This window comes from Bacillus sp. FSL M8-0077 (assembly GCF_038050255.1).
Lineage (GTDB): Bacteria > Bacillota > Bacilli > Bacillales > Bacillaceae > Bacillus > Bacillus altitudinis.
In genome coordinates this window covers 474,228-492,436 of sequence record NZ_JBBPAF010000001.1, presented here as the reverse complement: position 1 = coordinate 492,436, position 18,209 = coordinate 474,228, and the positions used below count along the sequence as shown (strand labels likewise).

16 protein-coding genes are annotated in these 18,209 nt (G+C 43.2%); 7 read left to right on the top strand and 9 right to left on the bottom strand.

Annotated elements, in window-relative coordinates:
• Window positions 1-6 precede the first annotated feature (6 nt).
• Both NST57_RS02305 and NST57_RS02300 read left to right on the top strand, forming a co-directional pair.
• Complete coding sequence (locus NST57_RS02305; RefSeq protein WP_142153997.1) at window positions 7-984, top strand: FAD:protein FMN transferase; 978 nt, start codon at window positions 7-9, stop codon at window positions 982-984.
• Window positions 942-1,808 (top strand): RnfABCDGE type electron transport complex subunit D, encoded by an 867-nt coding sequence (locus tag NST57_RS02300; RefSeq protein WP_142153995.1) that lies wholly within the window; start codon window positions 942-944, stop codon window positions 1,806-1,808. The genes NST57_RS02305 and NST57_RS02300 overlap by 43 nt, the downstream gene beginning before the upstream one ends.
• Window positions 1,809-1,852: 44 nt before the next feature.
• On the opposite strand, the gene NST57_RS02295 is transcribed toward NST57_RS02300, so the two are convergent.
• The 4 genes from NST57_RS02295 to NST57_RS02280 all read right to left on the bottom strand — a co-directional run bounded on the left by NST57_RS02295 (window position 1,853) and on the right by NST57_RS02280 (window position 6,797).
• The gene (locus NST57_RS02295) at window positions 1,853-3,601 is read right to left on the bottom strand and encodes a methyl-accepting chemotaxis protein (RefSeq protein ID WP_142153993.1); all 1,749 of its coding nucleotides are present in this window, start codon (window positions 3,599-3,601) and stop codon (window positions 1,853-1,855) included.
• Between the two features lie 100 nt (window positions 3,602-3,701).
• Window positions 3,702-4,823, bottom strand: coding sequence for a mannitol-1-phosphate 5-dehydrogenase (locus tag NST57_RS02290; RefSeq protein WP_341297948.1), 1,122 nt, complete (start codon window positions 4,821-4,823; stop codon window positions 3,702-3,704).
• Window position 4,824: 1 nt separating this feature from the next.
• Window positions 4,825-5,259: a PTS sugar transporter subunit IIA gene (locus tag NST57_RS02285; RefSeq protein ID WP_142153989.1), complete on the bottom strand. Its 435-nt coding sequence runs from the start codon at window positions 5,257-5,259 to the stop codon at window positions 4,825-4,827.
• Between the two features lie 95 nt (window positions 5,260-5,354).
• Window positions 5,355-6,797 (bottom strand): PTS mannitol transporter subunit IICB, encoded by a 1,443-nt coding sequence (locus NST57_RS02280; RefSeq protein WP_341297947.1) that lies wholly within the window; start codon window positions 6,795-6,797, stop codon window positions 5,355-5,357.
• A 506-nt stretch (window positions 6,798-7,303) separates the two neighbouring features.
• On the opposite strand from NST57_RS02280, the gene NST57_RS02275 reads away from it, so the two are divergent.
• The 3 genes from NST57_RS02275 (at window position 7,304) to NST57_RS02265 (ending at window position 10,296) form a co-directional block, all read left to right on the top strand.
• The gene (locus NST57_RS02275) at window positions 7,304-8,938 is read left to right on the top strand and encodes a copper resistance protein CopC (protein WP_142153985.1); all 1,635 of its coding nucleotides are present in this window, start codon (window positions 7,304-7,306) and stop codon (window positions 8,936-8,938) included.
• A gap of 16 nt (window positions 8,939-8,954) precedes the next feature.
• The gene (locus NST57_RS02270) at window positions 8,955-9,569 is read left to right on the top strand and encodes a YcnI family copper-binding membrane protein (RefSeq protein WP_142153983.1); all 615 of its coding nucleotides are present in this window, start codon (window positions 8,955-8,957) and stop codon (window positions 9,567-9,569) included.
• Between the two features lie 130 nt (window positions 9,570-9,699).
• The gene (locus NST57_RS02265; protein WP_142153981.1) at window positions 9,700-10,296 is read left to right on the top strand and encodes an NAD(P)H-dependent oxidoreductase; all 597 of its coding nucleotides are present in this window, start codon (window positions 9,700-9,702) and stop codon (window positions 10,294-10,296) included.
• 249 nt (window positions 10,297-10,545) lie between these two features.
• On the opposite strand, the gene NST57_RS02260 is transcribed toward NST57_RS02265, so the two are convergent.
• From NST57_RS02260 to gabT, 3 genes are read right to left on the bottom strand one after another with little or no spacing between them, the layout of a single operon-like run.
• Window positions 10,546-11,940, bottom strand: a complete 1,395-nt coding sequence (locus tag NST57_RS02260; protein ID WP_341297946.1) for an NAD-dependent succinate-semialdehyde dehydrogenase — start codon at window positions 11,938-11,940, stop codon at window positions 10,546-10,548.
• Window positions 11,915-13,303, bottom strand: coding sequence for an APC family permease (locus tag NST57_RS02255; RefSeq protein ID WP_035703855.1), 1,389 nt, complete (start codon window positions 13,301-13,303; stop codon window positions 11,915-11,917). The genes NST57_RS02260 and NST57_RS02255 overlap by 26 nt, the downstream gene beginning before the upstream one ends.
• A gap of 21 nt (window positions 13,304-13,324) precedes the next feature.
• Complete coding sequence (gene gabT, locus NST57_RS02250; protein WP_076822676.1) at window positions 13,325-14,641, bottom strand: 4-aminobutyrate--2-oxoglutarate transaminase; 1,317 nt, start codon at window positions 14,639-14,641, stop codon at window positions 13,325-13,327.
• A 108-nt stretch (window positions 14,642-14,749) separates the two neighbouring features.
• Here gabT and gabR point away from each other — a divergent pair, with 108 nt between their 5' ends.
• Window positions 14,750-16,174 (top strand): MocR-like transcriptional regulator GabR, encoded by a 1,425-nt coding sequence (gene gabR, locus NST57_RS02245; RefSeq protein WP_341297945.1) that lies wholly within the window; start codon window positions 14,750-14,752, stop codon window positions 16,172-16,174.
• Between the two features lie 66 nt (window positions 16,175-16,240).
• Here the strand turns inward: gabR and NST57_RS02240 are convergent, their stop codons facing one another.
• Window positions 16,241-16,972: a LysR family transcriptional regulator gene (locus NST57_RS02240; RefSeq protein WP_341297944.1), complete on the bottom strand. Its 732-nt coding sequence runs from the start codon at window positions 16,970-16,972 to the stop codon at window positions 16,241-16,243.
• A 99-nt stretch (window positions 16,973-17,071) separates the two neighbouring features.
• Here NST57_RS02240 and NST57_RS02235 point away from each other — a divergent pair, with 99 nt between their 5' ends.
• A complete protein-coding gene (locus NST57_RS02235) occupies window positions 17,072-17,623 on the top strand; it encodes a DUF4865 family protein (RefSeq protein WP_024720198.1) in 552 nt (183 codons plus the stop codon).
• A gap of 81 nt (window positions 17,624-17,704) precedes the next feature.
• On the opposite strand, the gene NST57_RS02230 is transcribed toward NST57_RS02235, so the two are convergent.
• The gene (locus NST57_RS02230) at window positions 17,705-18,016 is read right to left on the bottom strand and encodes an ArsR/SmtB family transcription factor (RefSeq protein WP_041508257.1); all 312 of its coding nucleotides are present in this window, start codon (window positions 18,014-18,016) and stop codon (window positions 17,705-17,707) included.
• Between the last annotated feature and the right edge of the window lie 193 nt (window positions 18,017-18,209).

The following is an 18,209-nucleotide window of genomic DNA, read 5'->3' as shown; positions in this document are numbered from 1 at the left end:
ACTATGATGAAATGGTTAGGACAACAAAAACTGATGACTTATCAAAAATCCATGCTGGCTATGGGAACTGTTATCAATATTCAAGTGGTTGCCTTTGAAGAAGATCGACGAGCTGTTTTAGAAGACATCAATCGCGCTTTTTCCATTTTTTACGATATCGAGCATCGGTTTAGCCGTTTCCGCTCTGATTCTGAAGTCATGAAGTTAGCCAATCGCTCCAAGCAAGAGGTATTTGTCAGTGAAATGCTTTTCGATTTAACAGCCTATGCGTTAGAGTTAGCTGAATTAACAAATGGAAAGTATGATCCAACCATCGGGAAAGTCATGGAACAAAAAGGATTCAATCGGTTGTACACGACAGGACAAACTTTTTCATCAGATGACGTACCACATACAGCTGTTCATTACCGTGATGTCCAGTTAAACGAGAAGAATCGGACTATCTATTTGAACAAACCGCTGATTTTGGATTTTGGTTCTATTGCAAAGGGATTCGCATGCGATCTTGCAGCAAAAGAACTTGAAGCATGGGAGGGCTTTATGATGAATGCTGGCGGGGATGTGTTGGTATCTGGGTTTAACGAACAACAAGAAGAGTGGACAATTGGGATTCGGCATCCCATTCACAAACAGACCAACATCTCGGTCATTCAAACAACTAATTGTGCGATTTGTACATCTGGCAGCTATGAACGGATCAGCCGTTATGATCCTCATACACACCATTTGATTCACCCTCAAACGAAACAGTCTGAACAAAGTTTGTTAAGCTGTACCGTTATTGCACCACTCGGCATGCTCGCCGATAGTCTATCCACAGCTGCTTTTTTATTAGGCCGAGAAGAGGGTTATTCATTTTTAGCCGAACATGAAATACCTGCCGTGATGGTGGATCAAGATGCTGATATGACCATAACACCGGAGATGAAGGAGGTTCCATCATGGAATTACAGCCAGCACCAATCACAGACCAAACACTTTTGAAATCATCGCCTTCACTAAAAACCTACATTCGGACGCCGAAACGGTATGTCATTGCCATTCTTTTGGTTCTTCTAGCCGCCGGCAGTCTGCACACTGGATTTCTTAGTGGTCTCACTACAGTTGCCACCAGCATCGGGACAGCACTGATTATTGACACTTTTATTTCAAGAGTGATTCGGAAACGTCATAAACACACATTCCCTGATGGAGCTCTGCTCACAGGGCTGATTATTGGCATTGTTCTCAGTCCAGCTACTTCTTTTGCTGTATCTGCTTTCACAGCCGCAGCGGCCATTTTATCTAAGCATGTCATCACTTATCAAAAGAAACCAATTTTGAATCCAGCCGCATTTGGTTTATGGCTCTCAGTCATTTTATTTTCTTCCAATCAAAGCTGGTGGGGCGGTATGTCTCTTCTACCTTGGTGGACCATAGTCCTTGTGGTGGCCGGCGGTTATTTGGTGACAAGCCGCGTACAAAAGTTCCCGCAAGTTTTCGCCTTTCTAGCAGCATACGGCCTGATCCACCTCATATTGGGGTTCATTGGCTTAACGGATGCTTCATCTGCTTTTGTGACGCCCTACTTAAATGCCGTCTTGTTCCTTGCATTCTTTATGTTGACTGATCCACCTACTTCACCAGCAAAGAATCGTGATCAAATCATCTTTGGTATCCTGTGTGCTGTCGTTTCATGTGTGGACTTCTATTTATTTAACAGCTTATCTTACTTACTCACAGGGCTTTTATGTGCCAATGCTTGGAAAGCCTATCGAACGTACCAAACAAATCAAAAGCGACGGGCAATACGGACGAAAGTCGTCTAAATAAAAAACGGACATCGACTTCTCGACGTCCGTTTGACCATACCTTATAAACGATAACGTGCAATATCTTGATTCAATCGCATGCTTAGCTCATTGAGCCTTTCTGCTGCCTTCGCCACATTGGAGATGGCGGTGACTTGTTCGTCTGTAGATGCAGTGATTTCTTCAATCGCTGCGGCATTTTCTTGAGAAATATGCGCTGCACCATGCATCGCTTTTGTGATGAGGTCGTTTTGTTCCAGTAATGTGTTCAGCTCTTTTGCCATCGCATTCGTTTCAACGATGGTTTGTGAAATCGATGTAGAGATGGAATTGAATTCTTGTTCTGTTGCGTGAACCGCTTCATCAAGCTCGGCAAAACGATCCATTGTTTTGGACATCATGCCAGCTGTAGCGGTCGTTTCTTCTTTAATGCCTTGAATCATCTGTTGGATTTGAACAGCTGATTGCTTTGTCTGTTCAGCTAAATTCCGCACTTCACTCGCCACAACCGAGAATCCTTTGCCATGCTCTCCTGCACGAGCTGCTTCAATGCTCGCATTCAGGGCCAGTAAGTTCGTTTCATTTGAAATGCTTTCAATGGTATCTGTGATTTGAGAAATATCTTGTACTTTTGTACTTAACTGCTCGATCCCTAATCGAATGCCTTGAGATGCCTGAATGGATTGCTCATTTGATTGTTTTAGCTGCTGGACAATTTGCTGACCCTGCTCGGAAGATTGATTCGACTGGTCTGAAATTCGTTTGATCTGGTCGCTTTGTTCTTTGACATTTTCAATGGATTGATTGAACTGAGTCATTTGTTGATTGGCTACCTCAAGGTCTGATGCCTGATGAAGGGTCCCAGTTGAGATATCTCCAATTGCTCGGCCAATTTCTTCGCTGCTGGCTGATGTTTCTTCAGAGATGGCGGACAGATCTGTCGCAGATTCGACGAGCTGGCTGCTCGTTTCCTGCAAACCGCTCACAAGTGTTCTGAGCTCTCCTGACATATGATTAAAGCCTTTTGCCAGCTGCCCAATTTCATCAGAGGTTTCTTTTAAACTGGTGCGTTCAATATTGCCCGCCGCAATTTCTTTTGAAGCAGCCGTGACTTGCTTGAGCAGTCTCACTTTACCTCGGGCTGACAGGTAAAAGACACCCATACTTAAAAGAGCAACACCTGCTGTAATGAGAATAATATAGAGCTTCATCTGCTCTAGTTCTTTATAAAATTCATCCTGAAATACGGCGATTCCTATACTCCAATTCCACGGAGTAAACTGATTCATATAAGCGAGCTTTTGCTTTTCTTCCCCCGTGGCATCGTCTTTATCCATATAGGTGATATAGTGTGCATCTTCGCCTTTTGCTGTGGCGCCATCAACCATTTTTTGGCGATTTGTCGTGTTATCTGGGATGACGCCGATGTCGTTAACCGGATGAACCTGTGATGAATAATCGGCTCCATATGCGACAAGATAGCCTTTATTTTTATAGATAAAATCTGATTTTTGAAATTGGTACCCTTTGCCGTCGTCATTTTTAGGCCCGTTCAAATAAATACGGGCTTGTTCCTGCGCCTGTTCAAGCGTCAGCTCCTTTTTCTCCACACGGTCGTTCAATTGTTCAAGAGTGGCCATCGCTCCATTTACGATGTGTTTTAAATCTGCTTTCCCTGCATCAATTAATACATTTTTCGCTAAAAAATACCCCGTTGTTCCTACAAGTCCGCCTGTTAAAATTGTCATAACGATAATGGCTAACATCAATTGAAAAAAGACACTTCTCGAAGCAAACGCTTTCTTTTTCATGTTCTAATTCCCCCTTACTACATATATCGTCATGCAGGGGAAAGTATTAAAAAAGTCATGAAAAAAAATCCCTTTCTTACGTTAGAAAGGGATTTTTTGATTAAAGCTCGGTTTCTTTGAGGATGTCTTGATAGAGATCGTCTTCAGGTTTGAGTCCACATACCTCTTGAAGCACACCTTCAATGCCTTTTTCTTTCCTTAATGCCTGCAAGCGAACCGCTTCTTCGTCTTCTGCAAAGTCGTAAGCCAAAGCGGCAGCGATACCTTTGATTAAGTACACTGGCTGCTTGATCTTTTTCGCTGGACCGATTAAACGGTCATCTGCTCCCAGCTTTCTAAGAGGAGAGCGTGCGACACGAGTCACTTCATCGGAAATAAAAGCATTTTCAAATCGCTTGATGATTTTTTGAATATACGCATCATGTTCTTCTTTTCGGAAGCCATACGCGTCAATTAAATAACTGCCCGTTTCATGAAGGGCACCTTCGACCACCTGACGAATGTCTGGTGTATCAACAGCTTCTTTAATGGTTTTTACGCCTTGCTGATACCCAACATAAGCCGCTAGTGCATGTCCTGTATTGACGGTGAAAAGCTTCCGTTCAATATACGGCGTCAAATCTTGGACAAAGGTCGCTCCGTCAATTTGAGGAACATCTCCAATAAAGCCCGTCTCATCAATGACCCACTCGAAAAATGGTTCAACTGACACTTTGAGAATGTCCTCATGGTGCTGAATCGGAACAATGCGGTCAACCGCAGCGTTCGGAAAGCCAATGGTTTGTGATATCGCTGCTTGCTCATCTACTGTTAAATGAGAGAACACCGCTTCTTTTAAATGAGCACTTCCCCCAATCATATTTTCACATGCCACGATGTTGATGATATGGTCAGGCTTTTTTTGTTTTAATCCTTCAGCAATCGATGAGGCAATGATCTTCAATACGGCTGGTCCAACAGCTGTTGTAATCAAATTGGCTGTGGCAACGGCCTCTGTTAATGCCGCTGGGTTTTGCGAAGAATTGATCGCTGATACGGGCCCGACTACTTCTTGCTTCTGCCCTGGTGCAGCGAGTTCAACCGTGTATTCTCCTCTTTCATTCAGCTCATTGATGACCGCTTCATTCACATCGGTAAAGACAAGCTCAAAGCCTGATGTCTTTAACAAAGATCCGATAAACCCTCTGCCAATATTCCCTGCTCCAAAATGAAGTGCCTTCATGTTAGTTCACCTCGTTAAAGATGGCGATCAGTTCATCCTGATCCTTTGCATGAATGATACGTTCTACATTTTCTTCTTCTGAACAGACAATCGCAATTTGAGACAGAATATCAAGATGCTCGTTGTTTTTCCCAGCGATCCCAAAGACGACTTTCGCCATATTTCCTTCACCGTATTCAACGCCATCGGGAATTTGGATAATGGAAATCCCTGAATGAAGGACAGCCGCTTTCGCATCCTCTGTTCCATGAGGGATCGCAATGCCGTTTCCCATAAATGTAGAAGAGATCTTTTCTCTTTCAAACATTTTGTCGACATAATCACTTGTGACATAGCCGTTTGCTACGAGGACTTCACCTGCTTTTTTGATGGCTTCTTCTTTAGAACCTGCTTGTTCGTTTAGAAAAATATTGTCTTTAGAAAGTACTTGTTTCATACATGATCACACACCTTTTTTAGAATAAAAATCAGGAAAACAACCAAAACGGGGAGTTCAATTAGGAAAAATTGGACTCAACCCGTTTCGTCATGTTATTTTTTCAATTTCTCAATCAGCTCATCATATTTCGGGCTGTTTAAGAAATTATCCACTGAGATATGCACAGCGCCTGGCAGCTTTGCCTTTGCTCTGTCTGTTAAATCTTTATGAGTAAAGACCACATCCGCATCGTCTGGGATGTTGCTGATAGATGTGTTTGTCACATCGATATCAAGCTCTGCCTTTTTCACTTTGTTTTTCAGAATGGACGCACCCATTGCACTTGAACCCATCCCTGCATCGCAGGCAAAGATGATTTTGTTCACGTCATCTGGATTGACGTCACTTGGAGATGCTGCTTGCTCGTTTGCTTCAGCGTCTTCTTTTTGTGCTGTAAGGGCAGCGGCGGCTGCACTTTTCTTGCCTTTCATGTCCTGCATCTTTTCTGTTGCTGCTGTTAAATCTTCGTCAACTTCTTTAGATGCTTTCAAAATGACCGATGCGACAAGGAACGATACGATAGCTGCTACTACAACCCCTGCTAAAACGGCAAGGTGACCGCCTTTTGGAGACATCAGCATAAGCGCAATAATACTTCCTGGTGACGGCACAGCTTTTAATCCTGCATTTAATAATGTGAACGTCAGGACACCACTTGCTCCCCCTGCAATGACAGCCAAAATAAGTTTTGGTTTCATTAAGATGTACGGGAAGTAAATTTCATGGATTCCCCCTAAGAACTGAATGACAATGGCACCTGGTGCAGACTGTTTCGCATTTCCTCTTCCAAAGAACATATACGCAAGAAGAACCCCTAAGCCTGGCCCTGGGTTTGTTTCAAGCAAGAACAGAACAGACTGCCCTGTCTTCGCTGCTTGCTCGACCCCTAACGGACCTAAAATACCTTGGTTAATCGCATTGTTTAAGAACAATACTTTTGCAGGTTCAATGAAGATACTTGCCAGCGGTAGTAAATGAGCATTGACAATGATATCTACACCTGCCGCAAGGGCTTTATTCAGACCTAGTACCACTGGGCCGATGGCATAAAATGCAATGGCAACAAGAATGGCACCGAGGATACCTGCCGTAAAGTTATTCACAAGCATTTCAAAGCCAGATTTGATTCGGTCTTTGAACAGCTGGTCGATTTTCTTCATGAGATAACCGCCCAGCGGCCCCATGATCATGGCACCTAAAAACATTGGAATGTCTGAGCCAACAATGACCCCAATCGTAGCCGTAGCACCGAGCACTCCGCCTCGATGGTCATAGACGAGTTTACCGCCTGTGTAACCAATTAAGAGCGGCAGTAAGTAGTTAATCATCGGTCCAACGAGTGTAGCTAATTGCTCATTCGGAAGATAACCACTTGGAATGAACAAAGCTGTAATGAGTCCCCATGCAATAAATGCACCAATATTCGGCATAATCATGCCGCTTAAATAGCTTCCAAAGCGCTGTACTTTCACGCGGAATCCGCTTTTTTCCTGCATCTGTGAAAACCCCTTTCTTCTCTCCCTTTATTTCGGGCTTTATAGGTCAAAAGATATAAGAACAAGAGTCAGTGAAGCCCTTATACCTATCGTAAAACGCTTTCACTTTCCCTTCAATTGAAACTAAATGTCACTTTGTCACTTAGTGTGTGACAAAATTGAAAAATAATGTGACACCTCTCGGCATACGATAGATGATAGCGGGGTAAAAGTTGAATCTACTGTTGTTTTGGCGCAAAATTCATTGGAATTTCACAACTTTCAAATGGTCACTTCTTGTTTCCTCTACTTAAATCGAATAGGCTTATATTGATCAAACATTCAAGAAACGTCTGCGCAGACAAGACATGACACAGAAAAAGTGAACCATCTTGCTATTTGTTTCGTTTACCTTTTAGAGTGAGCGGTACAATAGAAAGAGCGGTTTTTTCTGTGACTCACAGTTTACTGCCGCTTTCTTTCTGATACATGAGACATTTTCATAGGTAGAAAGGCGGTTATTCACATTGTTGAAATATTGTAAGTGGCTTCTGCTGCTTCTCTTCATGTTCTCCTTTTTCATGCCAAAAGAAGCGTTTGCTCATGCATATGTGGTGAGCTCAAATCCAGTAGCAAATGAAGAACTGGATCAGCAGCCTCCGGCAGTCTCCATCACCTTTAGTGAAGGAATCGAAAGCGGATTTCATGCCATTAAGGTGTTTAATGCAAAAGGGGATCGTGTCGATCAAGGAGATACGGTCATCAAAGAGCAAAAGATCATGGAAGCAGCTTTAAAAAAGAATCTACCTAAAGGCATTTACACCATTCAGTGGAACGCGGTATCAGCCGATGGGCACTCTGTGTCTGGCATGATTCCGTTTAGTATTGGAAAAGCGGATGGAGGATTTGATCAATTAGATCAAGGACAATCAAGTGAATCCATCGATATGGCTTCAACCATTGACAAAGCCTTTCTGTATACGTCATTTAGCTTATTTCTTGGAACCATTTTATTTGGGCTTCTATGGTTTAAAGCGCCCATAACCGACGTTTTAGCCCGGCGAATGAAGCGACTTTTGACTGTTTCACTGATCATGATGGGCGGAGCACTCTTGTTTCAGCTGCCGATTCAAACTAAATCAGCGGCAGACGTGTCCTTTTTAGGGGCATTTCAACCATCGCTTTTACAAGAAACCATTGCGTCGACTTCGGGCGGGAGTATGTGGATGATGCTAATGGCGTCATTTGTTCTACTGACGATCTGGACGATTGTGACGATGAAAAAAGGAAACTTCACTTCCTTCCGGGTATGGCTGTTTCCACTGCTCATTTTCATCGTGCTCCTTTGGCTAAAAGCACAAATCGGTCATCCAGCCGCAACAGATAATAAAATACTGACAACGTCACTTGACTTCATTCATCTCGTTTCTGCATCCATTTGGGTCGGCGGCTTAACAGCCATTGTCCTTCTTTTGATGAAGAAACTGCCGAATGAAGATCAGCCGCTCATACGCAGCACCCTGACAGCTTTTCATCCGTGGGCACTGCTCTCGGTTGGACTGATTGTGTTTTCTGGGTTTGTGAATGCGATTTTTATTCTGCAATCATTTGATGCCCTTTTCCAATCAGCTTATGGACGCACCTTCTTAATCAAACTTGGTTTATTTATCATCATGGGTCTCCTTGGGCTCGTCCATTATTTGATGCTGAGATGGGAAAAGAAGCAGAAACGAAACGTATCTTTACGAGCAGAGTGGATCATTGGGATCGCTATTTTACTATTAACAGCCGTATTCACCAATATCCCAAGTCCTCCGCCGCCTGCACCAGAGCCATTCTTTGCAGCCAATCAGGTGGAGCATCGTGACCTTGTATCTTTGAGCATTACCCCGAATGCTCCTGGTAAAAACACGTTCGAGGTGGCATTTACGAAGAAGGATGGACAAACGATCACAGACATTCAATCTGTGACAGCTAAGATCCACAAAGTCTCCTTGTTCGGTGATGAAACGCCAAACGAATTTCAGCTGAAACGATTAAAGAATGGACACTTCTCGGCTGAAAACCTCTTACTAAATGAAAAAGGCACTTGGAAAATTAACATTCATGCGTTAACTGGTTCTTTTGAAAACATCAATACAACATTCATTAGAAGAAACTAAAAGGAGTTTATATGATATGAAAAAATACGTTAAAGCTTTATTACCAATGCTTCTCGCTTCATTTTTACTGGCGATTCCTGTAAGTGCACACGTGACAGTCAAACCTGATACATCTGCAACAAATGCTTGGGAAACCTATACGTTAAAAGTACCTTCTGAAAGCGACAGTCCGACAACAAAGGTTGTCATCACGATGCCTAAAGGCGTAGAATTCCAGCAATACGAGCCAGTGCCTGGCTGGAAAACAACAACTGAAGAGAAAAACGGAAAAGTCACAAGAGTCACTTGGGAAGCAACTGGCGATGGTGTCCTTGCTGGGCAGTTCCAGCAATTCGTGTTTGTCGCAAAAAACCCTGAAAAAGCCAGCGAAGCGGCATGGGATGCGTATCAATATTATAAGGATGGAACAGTAGTTGAATGGACTGGCGACAAGGACGCTGATAAGCCTCATTCGATCACAAACATTGTTGCGTCTAATACCGTAACGGATTCACATGGTCAAGAAAAACCAAAAGAAGAAAAGGCATCTGAAACAGCCTCTGCTTCTTCTTCACCACTTGTTCTTGGTCTGTCCATTGCAGCCTTAGTTGTGGCATTGATTGCACTTGGGCTTGCTTTTAGAAAGAAATAAACCTTACATGAGCGATCGTTTTTTCAAGCGGTCGCTTTTTATTTTCCCAACCTATCATTTCCAATATAGGATTGAATAGGATACTCGTGCATGCCATAATGAGACACATGACCACCTAGGAGGCTATGAGATGAACCATCTAATCATATTTGCTCATCCCCAGCAAAGCTTAAATCAAACCCTATTAGATCTTGTTGTAAGCACTCTTTTGAACAATGGTCATGATGTGACAGTTCGTGATGTGTATGCCATTGGCTTTCCGCCAGAGCTGACAACAGCAGAAAAGGCTGCCATGAAAAATGGGCATGTGCCGGTAACGGTTCAAAGAGAGCAGAAGCTGATTCAACAAGCCGATGTCCTCACATTTATCTTTCCAATATGGTGGACAGGCTTGCCAGCAATGCTAAAGGGTTATGTAGAGCGCGTTTTTTCAGAGGGGTTTGCGTATGAAATCAATGAAAACGGTGTGGTGAAAAATCTGCTTCGAGACAAAAAAGGGGTCATTATTAATACGCATGATGCACCGAGGACCTTTCTTGATTCAAATATGATCATCACCCCCAGCCATCACATGACGACAGATACAGCCGCCTTCGATCTGATCGGCGTTGAGCCAGTCGAACGGCTCTTATTCAGCAGCATGGAACAAGCATCTGCAGACGACATCCACGAGATTCTCAAAGAAACAAAAGAAACGGTGGATCAACTTTTTCCACCGGCTGTTTAACATAAAAAAGACTGCCGAGGCTTCTCGGACAGTCACAGATTGTTGATAAAGGGCTAAAATGAACTTGATTTTAGCCCTTTGTCTTCCTTTGCAGCGTGATAGAAAACCTTTGCAGCCCTAGGAAGGACGAGTACTGGCGCGGAGCGAATTTGGCATTCGTGAGCATCAGCACGCAGGACTGACAAAGAATGCGAGGGTTTGCCTACACGCTGAGACTGCCGAGGCTTCTCGGACAGTCTTTTTCACACGTTATTCGTCTAAACCAATTGACACATACTTCGTTTCTAAATAAGGTTCGATGCCTTCGATGCCGCCTTCACGGCCAATACCGCTCTCTTTCATACCGCCGAAAGGTGCCTGCACAGCGGATGGTCCCCCGTCATTCCAGCCAATAATCCCGTAATCTAGATTCTCAGATAGATAGAGACCATTGCGGTAATTCTCTGTAAAGAAATAAGCCGCAAGTCCAAAAGGTGTATCGTTCGCTAATTGAATGGCTTCATCTAAAGTACTAAATGTCGTAATTGGCGCAACTGGCCCAAACGTCTCTTCATGCATAATGTTCATGGAAGGGTCGACATGAGTTAGCACCGTCGGCTGAACAAAATAATACGACTTCTCATCGTCAAAATGTGTATCGCCGCCGACAAGAACTTTCGCCCCTTTATCCACAGCATCTTGAATTTGGTCGACAATTTTATTAAAGCCTCGCTTATTAATAATCGGTCCGATGGACGTGCCTTCTTCAAACCCATTTCCTACTTTCAGCTTTTCTACTTCTTTGCTAAAGCTTTGCGCAAATGCTTCATGAATTTCTTCATGGACGATTAAACGATTGGCACAAACACACGTCTGGCCTGCATTACGGAATTTAGATGCCACTGCTTGTTTGACAGCCAGCTCAAGGTTGGCGTCCTTATCGACGATCAGCGGGGCATGACCGCCAAGTTCCATAGAAACGTGTTTCACTGTGCTCGCACTGTTTTTGATTAAATGCTTTCCAACTGGTGTTGAGCCAGTAAACGTGATCTTGCGGATCAATGGACTATCTGTGAAGATTTCCCCCACTTCTTTTCCATCTCCAACCACCCATTGCAAGGCATCCTCTGGAATTCCGGCTTCATGGCCTAATTTGACAAGCTCAATGGCCGTAAGCGGCGTGTCTTCAGCAGGTTTCACGATAAACGTACAGCCCGCTGCAAGCGCTGGTGCCGCCTTCCTTGTAATCATCGCCGCAGGGAAATTCCACGGTGTAATGGCCGCAACAGGACCGACTGGCTGCTTTGTGACAAATAGGCGTTTGTTTGTCGTATGAGACGGGATCGTTCTGCCGTAAATCCGCTTTGCTTCCTCTGCGTACCATTCAATATATCCAGCGGCATAGACGATTTCCCCTAATGCTTCTTGATACGGCTTCCCGTTTTCTTCTGTGATGATTTTTGCAAGTCTTTCTTTATGCTCGATCATGAGATCAAACCATTTGCGAATGATATTTGCACGTTCATGGGCTGACGTTTTTGCCCATGTTTTGAATGCTTTGTGTGAGCGAGTGATCGCATCTTCAATCTGTTCTTTTGTATGCTGAGCAACTGAGGCAATTTCTTCTCCGGTTGCAGGATTATACACTTTGAGTTCGTTTGTCATGCTCTATCTTCTCCTTCGTTCTTGGATTCATTACATATAGTATATACCCAATGAGTGCCCAACCTAAAAGCAAGATCCATTCAGCTGGCCATGACAAGGAAGCCGGCATCCCTGGAAAATAAAATGAAAGAAAAAGGAGACTAAGTCCAATGGCAAAAACGCCGGTCGTCCGCCAATATTTAATGCGGTATGGACGCTCAAGCTCAGGTTCTGTCTTGCGAAGTTTCATAAAGGCAATGGACACAATCAAATACCCAACGATGATGCCCACACCGCCTGCATTGACAATCCACACGAGGGCAGGTCGGCCTAGTAATGGTGCAAAAAAGGCCAATGCACCTAAGAACAAAATGGCATTTGTCGGAGTTTTATACTTCGGATGAATATACGCAAACCATTTGGAAATCATGCCTCTTTCCGCCATTGCGTAGAGGATACGGCTTGCACCAATAATAAATGCATTCCAGCTCGTCACAATGCCTGCTACACCGCCAATGACAAGCACAGTCCCAAACGCCTGATGACCAAGAAGCTGTACCATGGCATCTGCTGTTGCCAGTGATGAAGCCTCAAGCTGACCTTTTGACAACCCTGCCGCTACTCCAAAGACAATGAGCAGATAAAATACAACCGCACTCACAATGGAGATAATCAAAATTCTCCCGATGATCTTCTTCGGTGCGTTAATCTCCGCCGCTACCTGCGGGATGACATCAAACCCAACGAATAAAAAGGGAATCATCACTAACACAGCCATCAGACCGCCAACCCCGCCTTGAAACATCGGCTCAAGGTTTGCAAAATCTCCATTAAATGTAGCTCCGCCTAATAGAAGAAAACCTGTCAGGATAATGGCCACTGTGAACACCGATTGAAAAATGGCAGCAGGCTTTGCGCCAATGTAGTTCAGAGCTGTTAAAAACAGCGCACCGCCAGATCCAATCAACACCCATGTAAAGTAAACATCCCATCCTCCTATATTCCATAGGAAACCAACATGCTGTGTTGGAATGACATAGTCAATGACTGTCGGAAGTGCGACCGCTTCAAACGTAATCACGGACACATAACCGAACAATACGCCCCATGCGGAGACAAACGCTGATTTGATCCCAAATGCCCGCTGGACAAAGACGAGTCCTCCGCCTGTTTCTGGAATTGCAGAGGAAAGCTCTGCATACGTTAGTCCAATAAAGATCACGAGAATGCCCCCTATGACAAAGGCAATCACACTTCCTAAAAATCCAGCTGTTAAAATCCAATCTCCCGAAAGTACAACCCAGCCCCAGCCAAGCATTGCACCAATGGATAAAAACAGTACGTCTGACTGCGACATGGTTTTAGCCATTTGTTGTTTTTGCATACAACCATCCCCCTTTGTTGTTTAGCGTGCTGTGAAGGCGTCTTCGATGATCCCTAGTCCTTCTTGCAGCAGCTCATCTGTGATGACAAGTGGTGTTAAAAAGCGAATAATATTCCCATTGATCCCTGCCGTTAATAACAGTAGTCCGTGCTTGTTTGCATAGGCTGCAATCGCTGCGGCTGTCTTCTTATCTGGTGTACGCGTTGTTTGATCTTCCACAATTTCAATGGCCGCCATTGCCCCTAATCGCCGGACTTCCCCGATGAATGAGTACTTACTTCTCCACTCATTCGCTTTGTCCTCAATGACTTGTCCAATGTGTTCAGATCGTTCATTCAGTTGTTCTGTTTCAATAATATCAAGTACAGCCAAAGCTGCCACACAGCCTAATGGACTGCCAGCATACGTCCCTCCTAGCTCCCCTGGGTCCGCTGCATCAAGTAATTCTTTTCTGCCAACAACACCGCTCAGCGGCAGGCCAGCTGCAAGTGATTTTGACACAGTGATTAAGTCTGGCACCACATCGTAGTGCTCAATCGCAAAGTATTTCCCTGTTCTTGCGAATCCTGTTTGGATCTCATCTGCCACGAATACGATTCCATGCTGCTGACAGAATGAAGCGACATGCTGGACAAAACGCTTCGATGGTACAATGAATCCGCCCTCCCCTTGGACTGGTTCCATCACCACACAAGCAACTGTTTCTGGTGCAACGGTTGCGACAAAGAATTGATTGAACTGATCAATGATGTATTCGTCGTAGGCTGCATCGCTTAATCCTTCAGGTTTTTGATAGTAATAAGGATACGGCGCTTGATACACCTCTGACGCAAATGGTCCGAATCCAAATTTATAAGGCTTGACCTTGCTTGTCATGCTCATCGTCATATTCGTTCTTCCGTGGAACCCTCTTGTAAAAGAGACAACCGCTTGTCTTTTCGTATATTTACGGGCAATTTTCACTGCGTTTTCAACTGCTTCGGCACCTGAATTTAAGAAAATGGCTTTTTTGTCGTGGTCGCCTGGTGTGAGGTGGCATAGTTTTTCTGCCAATTCGATATAGGATTCGTACATCATGACATTAAATCCTGGGTGAATCAGGCTATCTGCCTGTGCTTTGACTGCTTCCACAACCTTTGGATGGGAGTGTCCTACATTTAATGTACCGATGGCGCCTGCAAAATCGATAAAACGATTGCCATCAATATCGAAAAGCTCGGCTCCCTTCCCTTTCGCTGCAAGATGACGGTTGCCATTACTTACGCCTCTTGCGACGTATTGATCTCTTTTCCCCTGCCATTCCTCTGTTGAAAAACGGTTTGTTGTCGTTTGACTCATTGTCATCCATCCCCTTTATGTCTTTTTTATTATTCTGAATATTTTTTGGTATGATAGAAAGTACCAATATCATTTTTTTCATGGTACCAGAGAGGATGGAATGACGAGATGCTGACAATTCAACTAGATCAAACAGGGGAAAACGGATTTATTTATCATCAAATTTATACAAAAATTAAAGAGGAAATTTTAAACCGTAACCTGCAACCACACGATCAATTACCATCTAAACGAGAGTTAGCAGATACTTTAAACGTCAGCGTCAACTCAGTGAATGGCGCCTATCAGCAGCTGCTTGCCGAGGGATATTTATATTCAGTTGAACGGAAAGGCTTTTTTGTGGAATCACTGGAAACATTTCATGAATCAGGTCAGCTGAAACCCTCTTCCCTTCCAGCTGATTTAAAAGAGAATCCGATTGAGCGAGATGACTGGTATTCCTTTTCTCATATTTCTGTTGATACAGCCAATTTTCCTTTTAAAAGCTGGCTGAAAAGTGAGCAAAAAGCGATTCATCTCCACCAAGAAGCCTTTGGTGAGCTGCCGCACCCACAAGGCGTCTATGAGCTACGGGAAACGATTGCCCGGCTGATTGGACTTGCACGAGGGGTCAAATGCTACCCTGAACAGCTCATTTTAAGTGCAGGTACACAGTCGCTCATTCATTCGTTATCTAGCATCCTTCCAGCTGATCAAATATATGGATTAGAAAACCCCGGCTATCGCAGACTGTATCAAATGCTGAAAAATAATCATCACCGGATTGAAACGATTGGCATTGATCGAAAAGGGGTGCGGATGAGCGATATTCAGAAGAAAGAGCCAAATGTGTTGATCATTACGCCTTCTCATCAATTCCCAACAGGGGTAATCATGCCGATTTCTAGGCGGATACAGCTATTAAACTGGGCAGCTGATCAGCCAGATCGTTATATCATTGAGGATGATTATGACAGTGAATTTAAGTACGGCACAGACAGCATCCCTGCGCTGCAAAGCCTTGACCGCTATGACAAAGTCATTTATATGGGGACCTTTTCGAAATCATTGCTGCCCGGCTTGAGGATCAGCTACATGGTGCTACCGCAGCATTTATTAAGACGCTATAAAGAAGAACAGCACTTTTTTATTCAAACGGCCAATCTTTTTACACAATACACCCTTCTTTATTTTATTAAAGATGGAGCCTATCAGCGGCATATTAAAAGAATGAATGGGCTATATGAGGAAAAACGAAAACAGCTCATTGGAGAGCTCGACACTGTCTTTGGTGGCAACGTACGGATTATCGGGGAAAATGCAGGGCTGCATTTTATCGCAGAATTCCGCTCAGATCGTACGCAGCATGAGATTTTACAGCGTGCCAAAGACAGAAAGCTGAAAATGTACGGGATGGACCGTTTTACCCTTGATGAGCATGTGCCCGGTCACAAAGAAGGCTTTGTCCCGCTTGTCCTCGGTTTCTCTCATATGCGGCCAGAGGATATTAAGCCAGCGGTGAGACGCCTGTATGACTCGATTTATGGGAAATGAAACAGCTCATGTAGATGAATCGTGGCGCTCCTTTGACGGGACTAAACCTATAGAGGAGTGTTACGATCACATTCTTTCATAAACGTAATAGTTGATGTGAATATTTTTTTCTAGCAATTTCACGAGTGTTTGAAGGCTTGTTAAGCTGGTTGGCAGTAACGCAATACCATCTCCCTGTTCAACGATTTTGATCATTCCTTCAAACGAATCTAACTCAAATAGGGTTCGATCACCCAGCATACGTCTGGCCTCATGTCTTAATGGGCAAAGCTGATCACGATTCACGATCAATGAAATATCATTATCGTATATCTCTTTGGATTTTCCATATACGTTCAATGCCAAGCTCTTTACCTCTTTTAATTGATATTCCGCTTTTTCCATTTGATTAAAAGAAATAATTTGATCATACACATCCTCTGTTAACTTTTTGTTGATCGTACTTGATGAAGCAATGATAAAATCAGTGGCTTGAATATCCTCTAAAACATGTTGCTCGTACAAAACGTTAAATAGAAGTTCAGAGCATAAAACGGTCTTTTTCTTTGAAGTCAATTTTTGTTGAATGTCCTTCGTTTCTTTTACGATTTTTTGAGCGTATTGATAAAATAAATCCCCCTGTCCTGTTGGACTGATTCCATGATGATGCCGGATAAAAAATGTTGCATCATATAAAGTTTCAAGCGCTTTAATTCTTTGAGAAATATTGGATTGCGCATACCCTAAAGCTTTAGCCGCTTGATTAATCGATTCTTTTTGATATACCTCTATAAAAATAATCAAATCATTTATATTCATCATGATCACCTATCACTTTTTGTGATAACAATAACACAAATATGTATTATTCAACTGGCTTGAAGTCGATTATGATGGCTATTGAAAGGGAGTGTTTCTATGCATGCCATGCAATATCATGTGGATCTGCCTGCGGATTATGATATGAATATCATTAGAAAAAGAGTACGAAACAATGGATGGAAAACAGATGGATATCAGGATTTATTATTTAAAGCTTATTTGATCACTGAAAAAGACAAACATAGGAGTTTACACAATGGCTATTGCCCATTGTATATTTGGAAACAATCTGAGGGCATGACGGATTTTGTGTTTAAGGGGTCATTTGATCATATTTTACGTTCTTTTGGCTGGAAACAAATCAATATTGGCATCACATATTCCGTTCATTTAACAGATGATTTTCATCGTAGCACATTCGTTCTTGAAGAGTATGTGACGATTCATCCTACTGATTGCCTTGAAAATCTAGATATCGCCCATCTCTTTTCCCATTTTAACGACAATAAGGGGGAAGTCATCGTATATAACCCCGATAAATGGAAATGCGTCAAATATTCTTTTCTAGACTCATTGCCAGTGAATATAGAGAAGCAAATTCACACTTATGAGATTATCCATCTGTCTATGGATCATTCAATGGCCTAATTCCGTTTTACACGAGACGCATCACAAATCCCCAAGGTTACAATGCCTTGGGGATTTGTCATTTATTGATGCAAAATTCTCTTACCACCGCTCCTTGTCTACAGCTAATACGGATGACAAGAGGCCTGGAAAAGCGGTATCAATGTCGTCCTTTCTGAGAGAGTAGTAACGGTGCTTCCCGTCAATTCTCACTTTCACGATGCCTGCTTCTCTTAGTACTTTAAAGTGATGCGACAGTGTGGACTTGGCAATGTTCATATCATACGTACCGCATGTTCTCTCACCCGCTTCTGCTAAGCAGCGGACAATCTCCAGCCGAACAGGGTCAGCCAATGCTTGCAGCACAGAAATGAGTCTCATGTTTTCTTGGGTTGGATGATTTGGATTATTCATACGATAAATGTATCGTATTTTGTTCTAACATACAATCTCGTTACTCGCCTATGACAAAGAAGACAAAGGGCTAAAATAAAGTTCATTTTAGCCCTTTGTCAACAATCGGATACATGTCATTGAGACATGTATTTTTTTAAGTTCATTTTCTTGTCATGTGCCATTGGTTTTGTTATCATAGCAAAAGTGACCA